This window comes from uncultured Stenotrophomonas sp. (assembly GCF_963519925.1).
Classification (GTDB): domain Bacteria; phylum Pseudomonadota; class Gammaproteobacteria; order Xanthomonadales; family Xanthomonadaceae; genus Stenotrophomonas; species Stenotrophomonas maltophilia_AE.
Genome location: NZ_CAUQPH010000045.1, coordinates 1 through 17,588, shown reverse-complemented (window position 1 = coordinate 17,588; position 17,588 = coordinate 1). Strand labels below are relative to the sequence as shown.

Here is a 17,588-nt window from a genome sequence, read left to right as displayed (position 1 = left end):
TCCTCAGCGGTCCGCACGGTCGGCGGGGCGGGCCGGTGCAGCGGGCTGCACCTGGACCTGCACACGCGCGGCGGTTTCATCGGACAGGCGTGGCAGCAGGGCCTTGCGCAGTGCGTCGGCGCGCTGCCCGGCCAGTGCAGGCGAGGCCTGGCCAACCGCGACGTCGACCTGTCCCCCGCCCTGCGCCTCCAGCGTGCGTGCTGCATGCGCCAGTACCGTCTCGGCAGCGGCGCCCAGCGTGGCCTGGCCGGGAACGAACAGCCCTTCCCCGACCTCCAGCACCGACTGCGGTGGCCCGGCGTTGAACCTGCCTTCGGGCAATGCCACGCCGAAGTCGAAGCGCACCGGCAGCCCCGGGGTGATCCGGCGCAGCAGCGGGTTGCGGGTGGTGAAGCGCGCGTCGGCCGGCAACGTGGTCGGATCGACCTTGAGGATGAAGTTGCGTCCGCGCGCCTGGCCGCCGTTGATGCCGACCAGGTGGTAGCGGCCGTACGCATCGGTTTCGATCACCAGGCCTTCCACCGATGCCACGCGGACACCGGGGATGCCACGTTCGCCTGCGTCCTGCACGCCGTTGCCGTTGCGATCATTGAATACGCTGCCGATCACCAGGCTTTCGTCCAGCAGCGGATCGCCCACCACCTCAACGTCGGCCGAGGCCACATTGCTGATGGTGGTACCCAGCACGTCATTGGCGGTAATGCGGTTGGTGTGGACGCCCAGCCCCACACCCGCCCCCACCCGCAGGTAGTACACCAGCGTGGCCGATCCACCGGCGCGGATGTCCAGGCCGTCGATGCGCAGCGGTGCCACGCCGCTGGCGCGTGCAGAATTGTCGATGTCCTGCGCTTCGAACCCGCCCGGAATGAAGGTGAAGCCGCTGGGCAGGGTGTCGAACAGGGTGACGCCCAGTGCGTCGAAGTCGCCCATGTTCTCCACGGTGACCACGTAGCGCACCACGTCGCCCACCTTCACGCTGCGCTGGGTGGCCTGCTTGGTCAGGCGCAGCACCACCGCATCGGCGGTGACCACCACGTTGACCCAGCCTTCCACGCACACCGGGGTCGGCATCGAGGCATCGCAGATGTTGTAGCTGAAGTTGTCCAGGCCGCTGTAGCCGACGAAGGCCGTGTAGACGCATTCGCCGTTGCCGCAGGTTGCACGGCCGTTGGCTGCCACCCGGCCCAGTCGCATCGACGCCGGATTGATGCGCGCGCCGCTGGTGGTGAGGTTGTCCAGCAGCGGTACGGTGGTGGTGGTGCCGCTGAGCACGGTGATGTTCTCGTCCACCACGTCCACGTCGTTGAGCTGGGTCTGCACGGTGACCGTGGCACTGCTGCAGACCGTCGGCGTGGCCTGGTTGCATACGGTGTAGCCGAAGCTGTCGGTGCCGCTGAAGTTGCTCATCGGCGTGTAGCGCACGCTGCCGTCCGGCAGTACCACCGCCGTGCCCATGGTCGGCGCGGTGGTGATGGTCACCGCCACCGTGCCCGGGTCGAGCGGGACGCCATTGGCCAGGTCGTTGGCCAGCACCGGTACGTCGACCGCGGTGTCCTGCGGCGTGCTGGCCTGGTCGTTGTTGGCCACCGGTACGCTGTTCGGCGCCGCCGCCAGGGTGACCGAAAGCGTTCCGACCGCGCATACCGTGGGCTGCGCCACCAGGCAGATCTGGTAGGTGGTGGTGTAGGTCGTCCCCGGCGTGCCGGCAGTGACGTCGACGCTGCCGTCAGGCTGGATGGTCAGCACGGGGGTATTGGTCGGCGTCAGCACCACCGTGGTCGGGTCTACGGGTGTGCCGTTCAACGTGTCGTTGGTCAGCACGTTGGTCACCCCGGTGGCGCCGCCCGGCGGCACGCCGGGCACGCTGTCGTCGTTGGCCACCAGGACGCCCGCACTGGCCAGCGTGACCGAGACCGTGCCGATGTCGCACACCGCCGGCTGCGTCACCAGGCAGATCTGGTAGGTGGTGGTGTAGGTGGCGCCGGGCGTGCCCGCCGCGACGTTGACAGTGCCGTTGGGCTGGATGGTGATCGCGGCGGTGTTGACCGGGGTCAGCACCACGGTCGCCGGATCCAGTGCGGCACTGTTGTAGGTGTCGTTGGCCAGCACGTTGGCCACCCCGTTGGCACCGGTGGCCGGCACGTTCGCCACGGTATCGTCCACCGCGTCGAGCAGGCCCGGCGTGGTGGCCAGGGTGACCGACACCGTGCCGATGTCGCACACCGTCGGCTGTGCCACCAGGCAGAGCCGGTAGGTGGTGGTGTAGGTGACACCCGGGGTACCGGCCGCCACGTCCAGGCTGCCGTTGGGCTGGATGGTCAGCGCGGTGGTGTTGTTCGGGGTCAGCACCACCGTGGCCGGGTCGAGCGCGGCGCCGTTGAAGGTGTCGTTGGCGAACACGTTCAGCACGCCGAGCGCACCGGTCGCCGGCACATTGCTGGCGCTGTCGTCCACCGCGTCCAGCAGCGCGGCGGTGACCGTCACGCTGACCGTGGCGGTGTCGCACACGTTGAGGTTCGGCGCGGGCAGGCACACCTGGTAGGTGAAGCTGTCGGTGCCGGTGAAACCGGCGTTCGGCGTGTAGCTGATGGTGTTGTCGCCATTGACCACGGCGGTGCCGTTGGACGGCGGCACCGGCACGGTGAACACCGCGCCGACCGGCAGGGTGTCGTTGGCACCCACGGCCAGCACGGTGGTGCCGGTTCCGGCGGGCAGCGCGTCGTCGGCGGCATCCGGGCGCACCGCGACCAGTGCGGTGGCCTGGGCGCAGTTGGCCGGCTGTGCGTTCTCGCACACCTGGTAGGTGAGCGTGGTCGCTGCCGGCAGCGTGCCCGGCGCCACGGTGACCACGCCGTTGGCGGCCATGCTATAGCCCGGCACGCTGCCGACCAGCGACGCGGTCACCGGCGTGGTGCCCGGAATGATCGCGGCACCGTTGAAGGTGTCGTTGAGCAGCACGCTGGCGGTGGTGCCGCCGGTCGGCGCAACCGGCGCGCCGCTGAAGTCATCGGGCTGTGCGACCAGCGCGCTGGCCGTCACCGTGAGGCTCACCGCTGCCGTATCGCACACGCTGCCGTTCGGTGCGGGCAGGCACACTTGGTAGGTGAAGCTGTCCGCACCGGTGAAGCCGACCGTCGGCGTGTAGCTGATGCTGCCATCCGGATTGACCACGGCGGTGCCATTGGTCGGCGGCACCGGGACGGTGATCGTCGGGTTGAGCGGCAGCGTGTCGTTGGCGGTCACCGCAAGCACCGTGGTGGCGCCTGCCGCGGCCGACAGCGTGTCGTCCGCAGCAGCCGGGCTGACCGCCACCAGCGCGGTGGACTGCGCACAGTTGGTCGGCACGGCGGTCTCGCAGACTTGGTACGCCAGGCTGACCGCCTGCGGCGTGGTGCCCGCGGCGACCGTCACCACGCCGTCGGCGGCCATGCTGTAGCCCGGCACCGGGCTCGACAGCGAGGCCGTCACCGGGGTGGTGCCGGGCACGATGGCAGCACCATTGAAGCTGTCGTTGAGCAACACGCTGGGCGTGCTGCCACCGGCGGCCGGTGCGATCGGGGCGCTGCTGAAGTCATCGGCCACGGCAGTGACCGTGGTGACGGCGACGGTGATCGAGACCGTTGCGGTGTCGCACACAGCGGCACCCGGCGCGGGCAGGCAGGCCTGGTAGGTGAAGCTGTCGGCGCCGGTATAGCCGGCGTTGGGCGTGTAGCTGATGGTGCCGTCGCCGTTGACGGTGACGCTGCCGTTGGCCGGACCAGCGGGCACGCTGATGGTCGGATTGACCGGCAGGGTGTCGTTGGCGATCACGTTGAGCACCGTGGTGGTTCCGGCCGCCGCGGTCAGCGTGTCATCGACCACGACCGGGCTGACCGCGACCACGGCGGTGGACTGCGCGCAGTTGGTCGGCACGGCCACTTCGCACACCTGGTAGCTGAGCGTCACCGCCGCCGGCGTGGTTCCGGGTGCGACGCTGACCACACCATCGGCGGCCATGCTGTAGCCGGTCACCGGGGTCACCAGCGATGCCGCGACCGGGGTGGTCCCGGGCACGATGGCCGCACCATTGAAGGTGTCGTTGAGCAGCACGCTGGCGGTGCTGCCGCCGGTCGCCGGTGCGATCGGTGCCGCGGTGAAGTCATCGGCCAACGCGGTGAGGGTGGTGGCGCTCACGGTGAGAGTCACCGTAGCGGTATCGCAGACACTGCCGCCCGGTGCGGGCAGGCACAGCTGGTAGGTGAAGCTGTCCGGGCCGGTGTAGCCGGCGCTCGGGGTGTAGCTGATGGTGCCGTCGGCGTTGACCACGGCGGTGCCGTTGGTCGGCGGGACCGGGAGGGTGACCACCGGGTTCAGCGGCGCGGCGTCGTTGGCCAGGACGTTGAGCACGGTGGTGGTACCGGCGGTGGCCGGCAGTGCATCGGCCACCGCATCGGGGCTGACCGCCACCACCACGGTGGCGCCGGCGCAGTTGGTCGGCACCGCGTTCTCGCACACCTGGTAGTTCAGCGTCACAGCAGCGGGCGTGGTACCGGCCGCAACGGTGACGACACCGTTGCCGGCCATGGTGTAGCCGGGCGCAGTGGTCAGCAGCGATGCGGTCACCGCCGTGGTCCCGGGCACGATGGCCGCACCATTGAAGGTGTCGTTGAGCAGCACGCTGGCGGTGCTGCCGCCGGTCGCCGGTGCGATCGGTGCCGCGGTGAAGTCATCGGCCAACGCGGTGAGGGTGGTGGCGCTCACGGTGAGAGTCACCGTAGCGGTATCGCAGACACTGCCGCCCGGTGCGGGCAGGCACAGCTGGTAGGTGAAGCTGTCCGGGCCGGTGTAGCCGGCGCTCGGGGTGTAGCTGATGGTGCCGTCGGCGTTGACCACGGCGGTGCCGTTGGTCGGCGGGACCGGGAGGGTGACCACCGGGTTCAGCGGCGCGGCGTCGTTGGCCAGGACGTTGAGCACGGTGGTGGTGCCGGTGGTGGCCGGCAGCGCATCAGCCACCGCATCGGGGCTGACTGCCACCACCACGGTGGCGCCGGCGCAGTTGGTCGGCACTGCGTTCTCGCACACCTGGTAGTTCAGCGTCACCGCAGCGGGCGTGGTGCCGGCGGCAACGGTGACGACACCGTCGCCGGCCATGCTGTAACCGGGCTCGACGGTGAGCAGCGTGGCGGTCACCGGGGTGGTGCCGGGCACGATCGGCGCGCCGTTGAAGGTGTCGTTGAGCAGCACGCTGGCGGTGCTGCCACCCGACGCCGGTGCAATGGGCGCGGTGGTGAAGTCGTCGTTGACCGCGGCGAGGCCGGTCAGGCTGACGGTGACCGCCACCGAGGCGGTATCGCAGACGGACGCGCCGGGGGCCGGCAGGCACACCTGGTAAGTGAACGTGTCCGCGCCGGTGAAGCCGGCCGTGGGCGTATAGGTGATGGTGCCGTCGCCATTGACCACGGCGACGCCATTGGCGGGAGCAGCCGCGATCGTGATCACCGGGTTGGCCGGCAGGGTGTCGTTGGTGGCGACATTGAGCACGTTGGCGGTGCCCGCCGTGGCCGGCAGGGCGTCGTCCACCGCGACCGGGCTGACCGCCACCACAGCGGCGGCGGCGGCGCAGTTGGTCGGGACGGCGGTCTCGCAGACCTGGTAGTTCAGGGTCACCGCGGCAGGCGTGGTGCCCGGCGCCACGCTGATCACGCCGTCGGCGGCCATGCTGTAGCCGGTTTCCACGGTCAGCAGCGTGGCGGTCACCGGGGTGGTGCCCGGCACGATCGTCACGCCATTGAACGTGTCGTTGAGCAGCACGCTGGCGGTGCTGCCACCGGCTGCAGGCGCGATCGGCGTCGCAGTGAAGTCATCGGCCGCAGCAGTGAGCGAGGTCACCCCCACCGTAACGGCGACCGTGGCGGTGTCGCAGACACCGGCTGCCGGCGCGGGCAGGCAGACCTGGTAGGTGAAGCTGTCCGCGCCGGTAAAGCCGGCCGTGGGCGTGTAGCTGATGGTGCCGTCGCCGTTGACGAGCGCCGTGCCGTTGGTCGGCGCGGCAGCGACGGTCACGGTCGGTGCAAGCGGAGCGGTGTCGTTGGCCAGCACGTTCAGCACGGTGGTAGCGCCGGCAGTGGCCGGCAGCGCGTCGTCGACCGCGTCCGGGCTGACCGCGACCACGGCCGTGGCACCGGCGCAGTTGGTCGGCACCGCGTTCTCGCAGACCTGGTAGTTGAGCGTCACCGCTGCCGGCGTGGTACCGGCGGCCACGGTGATCACGCCATTGGCCGCCATGCTGTAGCCGGTGACCGGCGAGGACAGCGAGGCGGTCACCGCCGTGGTACCGGGGATGATCGCGACACCATTGAAGGTGTCGTTCAGCAGCACACTGGGGGTGCTGCCGCCGGTCGCCGGCGCGACGGGCGTGGCGGTGAAGTCATCGTTGCCCGCGGTGAGCGTGGTGGCGCTGACGGTCAGCGACACCGTGGCGGTGTCACAGACACCGGCACCCGGTGCCGGCAGGCACACCTGGTAGGTGAAACTGTCTGCACCGATGTAGGCGCCGGTCGGGGTGTAGGTGATGCTGCCGTCGCCGTTGGCCACGGCCGTGCCGTTGGCCGGCGCGCCGACGATGGTGACCACGGGGTTCAGTGGTGCGCTGTCGTTGGCGAGCACATTGAGCACGTTGGCGGTGCCGGCGGTGGCCGGCAGGGTGTCATCGTTCGCCGCCGGGCTGACCGCCACGACCGCGGTGGCAGCGGCGCAGTTGGTCGGCAGGGCGGTCTCGCAGACCTGGTAGCTCAAGGTCACCGCAGCCGGCGTGGTGCCTGGCGCCACGCTGACCACGCCGTTGGCGGCCATCGTGTAGCCGGTGACCGGACTGATCAGCGTGGCGGTCACCGGGGTGGTGCCCGGCACGATCGGTGCGTTGTTGAACGTGTCGTTGAGCAGCACGCTCGCGGTACTGCCGCCGGTTCCCGGCGCGATGGGCGACGCGGTGAAGTCGTCGTTTGTCGCGGTGACCGTGGTCGCCGTCACCGTGAGCGCCACCGTCGCGGTATCGCACACGCTGCCATGCGGCGCCGGCAGGCACAGCTGGTAGGTGAAGGTGTCGGCGCCGACGAACGCACCGGTGGGCGTGTAGCTGAGCGTGCCATCGGCGTTGACCACAACGCTGCCGTTTGCCGGCGCTGCGGTCACGCTCAGGACGGGGGTGAGCGGCGCTGCGTCGTTGGCCAGCACGTTGAGCACGGTGGTGGCACCGGCGGCGGCCGGCAGCACGTCATTGACCGCGTCGGGGCTCATCACCACCACGGCGGTGGCCGTGGCGCAGTTGCTGGGCAGCGCGGTTTCGCAGACCTGGTAGTTCAGGGCGATGGAACCCGGCAGCGTGCCGGCGGCCACGGAGATCACGCCGTTGGCGGCCATGCTGTAGCCCGAGGCCAGCGTGGTGAGCGAGGCGGTGACCGGGGTGGTGCCCGGCACGATGGCCACGCCGTTGAAGGTGTCGTTGAGCAGCACGCTGGGCGTGCTGCCGCCGGTGGGCGGGATCGGGCTGGCGCTGTAGTCGTCGTTGACCGCGACCAGGGCACCCGCGGCGATGGTGATCGCGACCTGTGCGGTATCGCAGGTGGCGCCATCCGGTGCCGGCAGGCACACCTGGTAGGTGAGCGTGTCGGCGCCGCTCTGCCCGGCGTTGGCGGTGTACTGCAGGGTGCCATCGGCCGCGAGCACGGCAACGCCCTTGGTCGGCAGCTGGGTCACCGTGAAGGTGGCACCGGCGGGCACATTGTCATTGGCGGCCAGGTTGAAGCTGCCCGGCTGGGTGCCGGTGACGGTGGCCGTGTCATCGGCCGCATCCGGCGCGATCAGCACCTGTACCTCGGCCGTGTCGCAGTTGGTCGTGGAGCCGAGTTCGCACAGGGCATAGCTGAGCGTGGTGGCGCCGGCCGGGGCGAACCCGGCCACGGTGATGACACCGGCACCATCGATGCTGAAGCCGGCCGGTGCGCCCACCAGGTTCACCGTGACCTGCAGCGGATTGGCGGCGGCGCCGTTGAAGGTGTCGTTGCCCAGCACGCTGGGCGTGGTGCCGCCCACGCCCGGCGCGAACACCGGTGCGCGGAAGTTGTCGTCCAGCGCGTCGAGGGTGTTGGCGACCACGGTGATGTTCACCGTGCCGGTGGCGCAGGTGGTGGCGTCCGGCGCCGGCAGGCACACCTGGTATTGCGCGGTCTACGGGCCGGCGGCAGCCGGCGTGTAAGTGAAGCTGCCGTTGGGCTGCAGGGTGAAGGTGCCTGCGGCGGGCGGCGTGAGCAGCGTATAGCCCGCACCGGCCGGTGCGTTGTCGTTGATGCTGACGTCGCCCACCAGCGGTTGCCCGGCCGGCGTGGTGTAGGTGTCGTCGGCAGCCGCGGGGGCGATCAGCAGGGCCACCTGCGCGGTATCGCAGTTGCTGCCCGCGCCGGCTTCGCACAGCTCGTAGGTGAGGCTGACTGCACCGGCGGCGGCGCCGGCGGGCACGTTGATGACCCCGGCGCTGGTGATGGTGAAGCCCGGTGGCGGCGCGTTGACCAGGCTCAGGGTGACCTGGGCGGCGGTGACCGGGGCGGCATTGAAGGTGTCGTTGCCCAGCACGCTGGCGGTGCTTCCGCCGGTAACCGGCGAAATCACCGTGGCGGTGAACACATCGTCGACCGCGTCGATCGTATTGGCCGCGATGATCACGCTCACCGTGGCCGTCGCGCAGGTGGCACCGTTCGGCGCCGGCAGGCAGACGCGGTAGTCGAAGGTGTCGGTACCGGTCGTGCCAGGGTTGGCGGTGTAGGTGAGCGCGCCGTTGCCGGCAAGGTCGATGCTGCCCAGCGTCGGCGCGGTGAGCGCGAAATACTGCGAACCGGCCGGCGCGTTGTCGTTGATCGCAACCGAGCCGTTCACCGACTGCCCAGCCTGCACGTTGAAGGTGTCGGCCAGCGCAGTGGGCGAGACCAGCAGCTGGACGTCGGCGTCGTCGCAGTTGGTCGGCACGGCGACTTCGCACAGGCGGTAGCTGAGCGTGACCAGGCCGGCCGGAATGTTGGCGGCCACGGCGATGGTGCCGGAGGTCGGGTCCAGGGTGTACCCGGGCGTGGTCGAGAGCAGGGTCGCGGTCACCGTCCCCGGCACCACGGCGCTGCCATTGAGGGTGTCATTGCCCAGCACGCTGGGCGTGGTGCCGCCGGCGCCGGGGATGGCGGTGGCGAAGGTGTCATCGTTGGCCAGCAGCGCGTTCGCGCCGAGAGTGACGGTCACGGTCGCGGTATCGCAGACAGTGCCATTCGGTGCCGGCAGGCAGACCTGGTAGCTGAAGGTGTCGGTACCGGCGGCGATCGCGTTGGGGGTGTAGGTGAAGGCGCCATCGGCGCCGATGACCGCAGTGCCCTGGGTGGCCGGGGTGACCAGCGAGAACGCTGCACCGGGCGCGGCAATGTCGTTGGTGCCCACGTTACCCAGCGCCGGTTGCCCTGCACCGGGTGTGGTCACGGCATCGTCCACCGCATCGGGCCCGACCACCAGCTGCACGTTGGCGGTATCGCAGAGCGTGGGCGCGCTGGTGAGGCAGATGCGGTAGGCCAGGGTCACCGCGCCGGCGGCGGTGCCTGCAGGCACGGTGATGAAGCCGCCGGCGTCCATCACGTAGCCGGCCGGAGCGGTGATCAGCGTAGTGGTCAGATTGGCCGCCACGACCGGATTGCCGTCGAAGGTGTCGTTGGCCAGCACGCTGGTGGCCAGCGTGCCGCCGCTCTGTGCCGGCACCGGGGTTGCGGTGAAGTCATCGGCCACCGCGTCGATGACGCTGGCGTTGATGTTCAGCGTGACCGTGGCGGTATCGCACGAGGCGCCATTGGGCGCGGGCAGGCACAACTGGTAGCTGAAGGTGTCGGTGCCGGTCGCGCCTGCATTGGCGGTGTAGGTGAAGCTGCCATCGCCGAGCAGCTGCAGGGTGCCCTGGGTGGGCGCGGTGCCGGTCTGGGTGAAGCTGGAGTCGACCACGTAGTTGTCGTTGTCGCGCACGTTGGCGACCAGCTGCGCGCCAGCCTGCACGGCGTAGCTGTCGTCCACGGCATTCGGCCCGACCACCAGCAGCACGTTGGCGGTATCGCAGTTGGCCGGTGATGCCTGTTCGCATAATTGGTAGGTCAAGGTCACCGGGCCGGCGGCGGCGGTGGCCGGCACGTTTACGGTGCCATCGGCGGCAATGCTGTAACCCGACGGCGCACTGGTGAGCGACACGACCATGTTGGCGGCCACCACCGCGACCCCGTTGAGGGTGTCGTTGGTCAGCACGCTGGCGGTGGTGCCGCCGGCACCGGGCGGCAACGGCGCGGCGCGGAAGTCGTCATCGTTGGCAAGCAGCGCTGCGGCCTGCACGGGAATGGTGGGGGTGGTGGCGGTGTTGTCGCCCGGGGTCGGGTCGGTGGTGCCCAGCGGCGGCGTGATCGTGGCCACGTTGGCGGCGATGGTGGCCGGGGTGGTGGTCGGCGCGGTGCCGTTGACCAGCACCACCAGGACCTCACCCACGCCGACGTTGACGCCGATGTTGACGTTGCCGGTGCCCGATGCCGCTGCGCACTGCGTGCTGGGCGAGACCACCGCGCAGGTCCAGCTGACGGCGGTCAGCTGCGCCGGCACGCTGTCGACCAGGGTGGCGCCCACCGCCTGCGACGGCCCCAGGTTGCGCAGCTCGATGCGGTACTGCACCGCGCCGCCGGCGGCGACCGGCGTAGGCGTGGTGATGGTCTTGGACACGCTCAGCTGCGCGCTGGCGGCCAATGTATTGCTGTCGCTGCTGGTGTTGTTGCCGGGGGTGGGATCGGAAATGTCGGCCGGTGCGGCGACGGTGGCGGTGTTCACCAGCGGGTTGCGGTAGGCCTGCGCCTGCGCTCCGCTCGCGACCAGGGTCGTCAGCAGGATGCCGGCCAGCGGCAGCGCGCGGGCGCGCAGGCAGCGGGCAGCGAGCTGGGAAAGGAAGCGTCGGGCGCTGGCGGTCGACATGCAGGAATCCTCGAAAGCAGCGCGCAGGCGTTCGGCCGCGCACCACGTGTTGCGACGTTGCTGTCGACGCGCCACCGGGCGCGCCGGGTGGATACGGCTAGTACGCGGCAGGGTCGGCGCTGAAGATCACCGGCACGGTGATCGTTGCCTGCCCGCCGTTGATCAGGTCCACACCCAGGCTCACCCCATTGGTTCCCGCCGCACCGCCACTGGCGGCGCTGCAGACGCTTCCCGCCGACGCGATGCAGCTCCATGGCGCGCTCAGCGTGGCGCCGGCCGGCAAGGTGTCGGTTACCTGCGCCGCCGTGACCGGATCGGGCCCGGCATTGCTGACGGTGATGACGTAGCTGGCGGTTCCGCCGGGGGTATAGGAACTGCTGCCATCGGACTTGGTGATCGACAGATCGGCCTGGCGCGTGCGGTTGGTGATGCGGCACACCACGTTGAGTGGCTGCGCCGACAATGCCGGCGAGGTGAAATTGAAGTTCTGCCCGGTACCGCTGGTCAGCGTGGTGCCGGCCTGGTCCTTGCACTCCCAGGTGCTGGCGTAACGCGCAAGCACCGTGGCGGTGCCGGCGGTTTCAGCCAGGGTGTAGACCGTGCCGGGCGTGGTGACTACCGCGGTGGTGGCACCGTTGTTGCCGACATTGGCCACGCTGGCCAGTACCGTGGCGCCCTGCGCCACACTGAGGTTGAACAGCCCCGGGTCGGTGGTCGGCGCCAGCGTCTTGACCAGCTGCACGGTAGCCGCGCAGCTCTGCGAAATGCTTTCCACGGTGAACACGGCCTGGCCGATGCGGATGCCGAGCAGGCCCAGCAGGTTGTCCACCACGCCGCCCAGCACCGCGCTCAGCACCGGCGCCACCACCGTGTTTACGACCGGCCGCAGGACCGGCAGGAGGGTCTGCACCACCGCATTGACGATGCTGTTCACCGGCAGCGGCAGCTGCACGAGGTTGCTGACCAGCCGCACCACCGGCGTGCCACTGGTGATGCTGATGTCCAGGCTGTTGACCAGGCTGGTGACCAGTGCGGTGGCACTGACGGTGCCGGCCGAAAGCGTGCGCGTCTGTGGGTAGGGTCCGGTGAACACCACCGACTGCGTCGACGGCGTCCCCGTGGCAACCGCCCGCAGCGACACCGTCAGCGGCACGTCGACGTCAGCTACCTTGAGCGCGGAAAGCAGGCTCACCGCGACGGTCACGTTGAGCGTTGTCGCGTTGATCGGGGTGACGCTGGCCGGGGTCAGCACTGCGGTGCGGTTGAAGAACACCGCATCGCTGATGGTGCCGATGTACAGGTTGACCAGGCCCGGACGGGCCTGCAGGGTCACCGCACTGCTCGCCAGGTTGACGGCATTGATGGTGCCTTCGGCGCGGGCGATGTCGGCATAGACCGACAGGTGCAGCAGTGAAGCGGTGATGGTGGTGCCGGACAGCGACACCAGCCCGGCAATGTTCAGCCCATTGAGTGCATTCACCAGCGGCGCGATGGTCAGGCCCTGGGCGATATCGAAGTCGAACTTCAGTCGGATCGCGGCACTGTGGAAGCCGGTACCGACCGGGCCGCAGTTGTAGGTGGGCGGTTCGACCACCTGCGCCCAGACGCGGACGTTGGCCAGGCCGCCGAGCCCCAGCGGCGCGAGCTGCGCGGTGGTCAGGGTGATCGGGGTGGGCGTGGTGACCACGTTACGGAAGTTGTACAGCTGCACGCCGCCGGTGATCAGGTCGAGCACGTCCAGGTTGACGTTGGCGAGCGAACCGGGCGGCAGGCTCACCTGGAGCAGGTCGGCAAGGCGGATGGTGCCGGTCAGGCCGCTGATGGCCGGGGTGAGCAGGTTCAGTGCATTGGCCGCAGCGGTCTGTCCGTCCGCCTGCAGCACCGAAATCAGCGCGGCCTGCAGTTGACCGAGGGTGATGTTCGCATTCAGCACCTGGCTCGGGTCACTTACGACAACACCGCCATTAAGTCGGGTCAGCAGCGCATTCAGATTTACATCGGCGCCGGCAAGGCTGTTCCAGTCCAATGCCGTCAGATTGATATTGGTGCCCGGAAGCAGCGTGGAAAACAGCAGATTCAGCACCGGACTCTCGGCGCTGGTCACCTGCACCAGCCGCGGTCCGGCGGAAACGCACGCGCCATTCGCGGTGCAGGCGTCCTGCGCCTTCACATTGGAAACTGCGCCAAATAATGAGAGCACGATCACAAACAGGGTGGATATTCTCACCAAGCTGAATCGCACTGACGCGACATTCACATCCCAGACTTTATCCATATTCCGTCCCCCTGCGCCGAGCCGCATTGCGCCAGCACGGTCGGCGAACCAACCATGAGCAGCATGCGGGACCTGCTTTTTCGACGTTTTTTGAATTGTCGGCCTACGTTGGCCGGTTAATGCTTTAATTACGTCGGCAATCGGATAGACGCAAACAGGACGAGGTGAAGACGCCGGTTAGCAGCACTGACGTTCACGGGGGAGCAGATGGGAAACCCTTGGGCGGCAGGCACGTGTAGTGATTCTGTACATCCGTGGAAAAGAATCACTGCCCGGGCAGTATCGATAACTACCCATCGGGAAAATGGACAGGCAAGGGAGATTCCAATGCTGTCGATGTCGGATCGAATTCGAGCAGCAAGGACCACGGCGGGGCTTTCTCAGACGCAATTGGCCCTGGAAACCGGAGTGAAACGCAGTGCGGTCGCGCAATGGGAGCGTAAGGAGGGCACTACCCCAAGCGTGTCGCATCTGGCACAAATCGCCGTGGTTACCCGCGTGCGATTCGAATGGCTGGCGACCGGGAGGGGGTGTGCCAAGCCGGATGGGGACGCGCTGCACGGCACCGTGCAGCCCAACGCCGATTACGTGCAGAACGACCTGGAGGGCAACATCCTGTCGCTGGTACGGCGCCTGCCGCCGCGCAAGCGCAAGGTGGCCCACGACATCATCCTGATGCTCGGCGGGTGAGGCACCCGTCGGTCGTTACCCCGGGATGTGCAGGGCCGCGCGCGGCGGCAACGACCAGTCGATGCCGCCCTGGCCGCGCCGCTGCAGGTAGTCGTTGGTTGCGGAGAAGTGTCCGCAGCCGAGGAATCCGCGGTGCGCGGACAGCGGCGAGGGATGCGGCGCCTTGAGCACGCGATGGCGCCGGGTGTCGATCACCTTGCCCTTCTGCTGCGCGTAGCTGCCCCAGAGCAGGAACACCAGGCCTTCGTGCTCGCGGTTCAGGGTGTCCACCACGTGGTCGGTGAATCCTTCCCAGCCGCGCTTCTGGTGCGAACCGGCCTGCCCTTCTTCCACGCTCAGCACCGCGTTGAGCAGCAGCACGCCGCGCTGCGCCCACGGCAGCAGGCAGCCATGGTCGGGGCGTGGCAGCCCCAGGTCGGCTTCCAGCTCCTTGTAGATGTTCAGCAGCGACGGCGGCACCGGCACCCCCGGCAGCACTGAAAAGCTCAGGCCATGGGCCTGGCCGGCGCCGTGGTACGGGTCCTGTCCGAGGATGACCACCTTGACCTGCTCGAACGGGGTGGCGTCGAAGGCGGCGAAGATCTGCGGCCCGGGCGGGAACACCTGTGCGCCTGCCGCCTTGCGTTCGCGCAGGTAGGCCGACAGCGCCCGCATCTCCGGACGCAGCAGGTAATCGCCGATGCGGGCCTTCCAGCCGGGTTCCAGCTGGATGCCCGCGTGCGCGTCGTCGTTCATCGCACCGCGGGTCGGTCGTTCAGACGCGACAGGCGCAGCTGGAACAGCACCTTGGTGACCAGCAGCCGCTCTTCGATCGGCTTCTGCACCAGGTCGTTGGCGCCGGCCTGCAGCAGGCTGGACTGGTTCAGCGGGTTGCCGTCACCGGTCATCACCAGCACCGGCAGGCGACGCTTGCCGTAGCCGAAGTCCACGCGTACCCGCTCGACCACGTCCAGGCCGCTGAGTTCGCCCTTGAGCGTCACGTCGGTCAGCACCAGGTCGATGCGGTGGCTGCTGCGACCCAGCGATTCGGCGGTGAGCAGCGCGAAGGCTTCTTCCGCGGTCATCACGTGCAGCACGTTCAGGCTCTGCCGCTCGAGCATGCGCTTGGTCGCTTCGGCCACCACGCGGCTGTCTTCCACGTACAGGATGGTCGCGCCGGGAATGCTTTCCGGCTGCACGTAACCACGGATGAAGGTCGCCAGCGCCTCATGCCCCAGCGCCTTGTCGAAATAGTCGGTGACGTACTCGGTGAAGCGACGCTGCTCCAGGTGCTGCTGCGCATCGCCGGAAACCACGATCACCGGCACGTAGGCCTGCCCGGCGGTTTCGCGCACCAGCCGCGCCAGCGCCAGGCCGTCGCCATCGCTGAGCGTCAGCGAGGTGGTGACCAGGTTGACCGGTCCGGCCTCCAGTGCCATGCGTGCGTCCTCGATGCTGGCGCAGCCCACCACCTCCACGGCCGGCAGCTCGCGCTGCAGCACGTCGGCGATGAGCTTGCGGACCAGCCTGGAACCGTCGACCACCATGACGCGCGGCGCGTCGTCGACCAGGTGCTTCAATACTTGCGGACGCATGCAGGAGGAACCTCAGGTTTCGGTCGGACGGGTCTGGCGCAGGAAATGCCCCGTCACCAGCCACGCGCCCAGCCAGCCCAGCACCACGGTGCCGACCAGCACGAGCGAGGAATGCAGCAGGTCCAGCCCATGCAGGACGAACGGGCTGGCATAACTTTGCGACAGCGCCGCCAGCGGCGGGCGCAGCGCGAGGCCGGCAATGCCGACCAGCGCAAGCGCGAGCGCGCCGGCGCCCAGGCCGTACCACGCGCCCAGGTACAGGAACGGCCGCCGGATGAAACCGTCGCTGGCCCCCAGCAGCTGCAGCACGCCGATCTCGTCGCGGCGCGCCTGGATGTCCAGCCGCACCGTGTTGCCTACCACCAGCGCCGCGCCAAGGCCCAGCAGCACCGACAGGACCTGCACCAGGCGCGTGCCGAAGCCCAGCCAGGCATCCAGGCGCTTGCGCCACAGCGCGTCGTGCTGCACCAGGTCGGCCTGTGGCAGGCCTTCCAGCGATTGCGCCAGGCGCCCGTCGTCGGCGCCATTGGCCGGGGTGATGATCAGCAGCGATGGCAGCGGGTTGTCGTGCAGCGCATTGATCGCTTCGCCCAGCCCGGCGCTGTCGCGCAGTTCGGCCAGGCCCTCATCGGGCGAACGCAGGGTCACGCTCGCTACGTCGGCGCGGCCACGCAGCGTGTCGGCCACCTGCCTTGCCGCTGCGGCGTCGACGTCGGTCTTCAGGAACAGGTTGATGTCGCGCGACTGCTGCACGCTGCCGGCGAAATGCTTGAGGTTGTCCAGCGCGATCGACAGGCCCAGCGGCAGCGCCAGCGCCAGCGCCATCACCATCACGGTCAGCAGGGTGGCCCACGGCTTGCGCCAGGCGCGGCCCAGGCTGAACACCACGCTGTGGCCGTGGTGGTGCAACCACACGCCCAGCCGCGACGGCGCGGCAGCTTCCTTGTTGGTGGGCGTGGTCATTCGGCCAGGTCCTGCGGCGAGATGTCGTCGATCAGCTTGCCGTGGTCGAGGATCAGCACGCGCTTGCGCATCGCACGCAGCAGCGCCAGGTCATGGCTGACCACCAGCACGCTGGTGCCGCGCGCGGGCAGCTCGGCGAACAGCGCCATGATTTCCGCGGCCAGGGTGGGATCGAGGTTGCCGGTCGGTTCGTCCGCCACCAGCAGCTTGGGCTCGCCGACGATCGCGCGGGCGATGCCGACGCGCTGCTGCTCACCGGCCGACAGCTGCGACGGCAGCGCCTTCTCGCGGTGGCCCAGGCCCATGCGCTCGAGCACCGAGCGCACGCGCTTGCCGATGTCGCCACGCCGGGTACCGCGCAGGATCAGCGGCAGGGCCACGTTCTCGGCGATGCTGCGGTCCATCAACAGGCGGTGGTCCTGGTAGACGGCACCGACCGCGCGGCGGTGGTGCGGAATATCGCCACCCCGCACCTTCAGCAGGTTGCGCTCGTCGAACACCACCGCGCCACGGCTGGGCCGCTCGTCGAGGTGGATCAACTTGAGCAGGGTGCTCTTGCCGGCACCGGAGTGCCCGGTGACGAACAGCATTTCACCGGGCGCGACATCGAAGCTGACGTCCACCAGTGCCTGGTGGCCGCCCGCATACTGTTTGCTGACATTGTCAAAACGCAGGACGCTCATTCCTCCGATTATGCAGGAGGAGGATGGCGGCGTGGGGATGGCGTGTCGCCCGACCAACGGTCGGGCGCTACCGTTGATCGGTTTTGGAATGCCGCCCCACCAACGGTGGGGCGCTACGCGGTAGGTAACGACCGTTGGTCGTTACGCCCCTGAAAGCATCCGGCGGATCTTGCGGCCGATGCGGGTCAGGAAGCCTGCACCCGGGTCAGCGGCCGGCGCGGTGTTGCGCATCGACTTGGCGGTGACCTGCACCGGCGTCACCGGCTGGCTGGCGCCGCCTTCGGTCGTGGCGCCTTCGACCGGACGGCCGTTGCGACGACGACGACGCTTGCGCGGTGCGCGCTCGCCTTCCGGTGCACCCTCGGCACGCGGCGGGCGCGACGCAGGAGCGGCCTGGGC

Annotated in this window: 9 protein-coding genes; 1 reads left to right on the top strand and 8 read right to left on the bottom strand. The window is 69.1% G+C overall.

Features of this window, described 5'->3' with window-relative positions; genetic code table 11:
* Positions 1 to 3: 3 nt before the first annotated feature.
* From RWO33_RS10305 to RWO33_RS10295, 3 genes are all read right to left on the bottom strand, one after another.
* Entirely contained in the window at positions 4 to 8,190 is an 8,187-nt protein-coding gene (locus tag RWO33_RS10305; protein ID WP_314104746.1) for an Ig-like domain-containing protein, read from the bottom strand.
* Between the two features lie 15 nt (positions 8,191 to 8,205).
* On the bottom strand, positions 8,206 to 11,004 hold the full coding sequence (locus RWO33_RS10300) for an Ig-like domain-containing protein (RefSeq protein WP_314104745.1): 2,799 nt from the start codon (positions 11,002 to 11,004) through the stop codon (positions 8,206 to 8,208).
* A gap of 97 nt (positions 11,005 to 11,101) precedes the next feature.
* A complete protein-coding gene (locus tag RWO33_RS10295; protein WP_314104744.1) occupies positions 11,102 to 13,114 on the bottom strand; it encodes a hypothetical protein in 2,013 nt (670 codons plus the stop codon).
* A gap of 492 nt (positions 13,115 to 13,606) precedes the next feature.
* Here RWO33_RS10295 and RWO33_RS10290 point away from each other — a divergent pair, with 492 nt between their 5' ends.
* Complete coding sequence (locus RWO33_RS10290) at positions 13,607 to 13,969, top strand: helix-turn-helix domain-containing protein (RefSeq protein ID WP_314104743.1); 363 nt, start codon at positions 13,607 to 13,609, stop codon at positions 13,967 to 13,969.
* A 15-nt stretch (positions 13,970 to 13,984) separates the two neighbouring features.
* Here the strand turns inward: RWO33_RS10290 and ung are convergent, their stop codons facing one another.
* The 5 genes from ung to rhlB all read right to left on the bottom strand — a co-directional run.
* Positions 13,985 to 14,704 carry a uracil-DNA glycosylase gene (ung, locus tag RWO33_RS10285; protein ID WP_314104742.1) on the bottom strand — a complete coding sequence of 240 codons (720 nt, stop codon included), beginning with the start codon at positions 14,702 to 14,704 and terminating at the stop codon, positions 13,985 to 13,987.
* Complete coding sequence (locus RWO33_RS10280) at positions 14,701 to 15,543, bottom strand: response regulator (RefSeq protein ID WP_145478970.1); 843 nt, start codon at positions 15,541 to 15,543, stop codon at positions 14,701 to 14,703. Before RWO33_RS10280 ends, ung begins: the two co-directional genes overlap by 4 nt.
* Before the next feature lie 12 nt (positions 15,544 to 15,555).
* Entirely contained in the window at positions 15,556 to 16,506 is a 951-nt protein-coding gene (gene ftsX / locus RWO33_RS10275; RefSeq protein ID WP_314104741.1) for a permease-like cell division protein FtsX, read from the bottom strand.
* Entirely contained in the window at positions 16,503 to 17,189 is a 687-nt protein-coding gene (gene ftsE / locus RWO33_RS10270) for a cell division ATP-binding protein FtsE (protein WP_145478968.1), read from the bottom strand. Before ftsE ends, ftsX begins: the two co-directional genes overlap by 4 nt.
* 141 nt (positions 17,190 to 17,330) lie before the next feature.
* A partial coding sequence (gene rhlB / locus RWO33_RS10265) for an ATP-dependent RNA helicase RhlB (RefSeq protein WP_314104740.1) occupies positions 17,331 to 17,588 on the bottom strand: 258 nt, incomplete at its 5' end.

Bases quoted from the DNA above. Each gene is read 5' to 3' on its own strand.
- RWO33_RS10300 (WP_314104745.1), bottom strand. From the start codon at position 11,004: ATGTCGACCGCCAGCGCCCGACGCTTCCTTTCCCAGCTCGCTGCCCGC.
- RWO33_RS10280 (WP_145478970.1), bottom strand. From the start codon at position 15,543: ATGCGTCCGCAAGTATTGAAGCACCTGGTCGACGACGCGCCGCGCGTC.
- RWO33_RS10290 (WP_314104743.1), top strand. From the start codon at position 13,607: ATGCTGTCGATGTCGGATCGAATTCGAGCAGCAAGGACCACGGCGGGG.
- ung (WP_314104742.1), bottom strand. From the start codon at position 14,704: ATGAACGACGACGCGCACGCGGGCATCCAGCTGGAACCCGGCTGGAAG.
- ftsE (WP_145478968.1), bottom strand. From the start codon at position 17,189: ATGAGCGTCCTGCGTTTTGACAATGTCAGCAAACAGTATGCGGGCGGC.
- ftsX (WP_314104741.1), bottom strand. From the start codon at position 16,506: ATGACCACGCCCACCAACAAGGAAGCTGCCGCGCCGTCGCGGCTGGGC.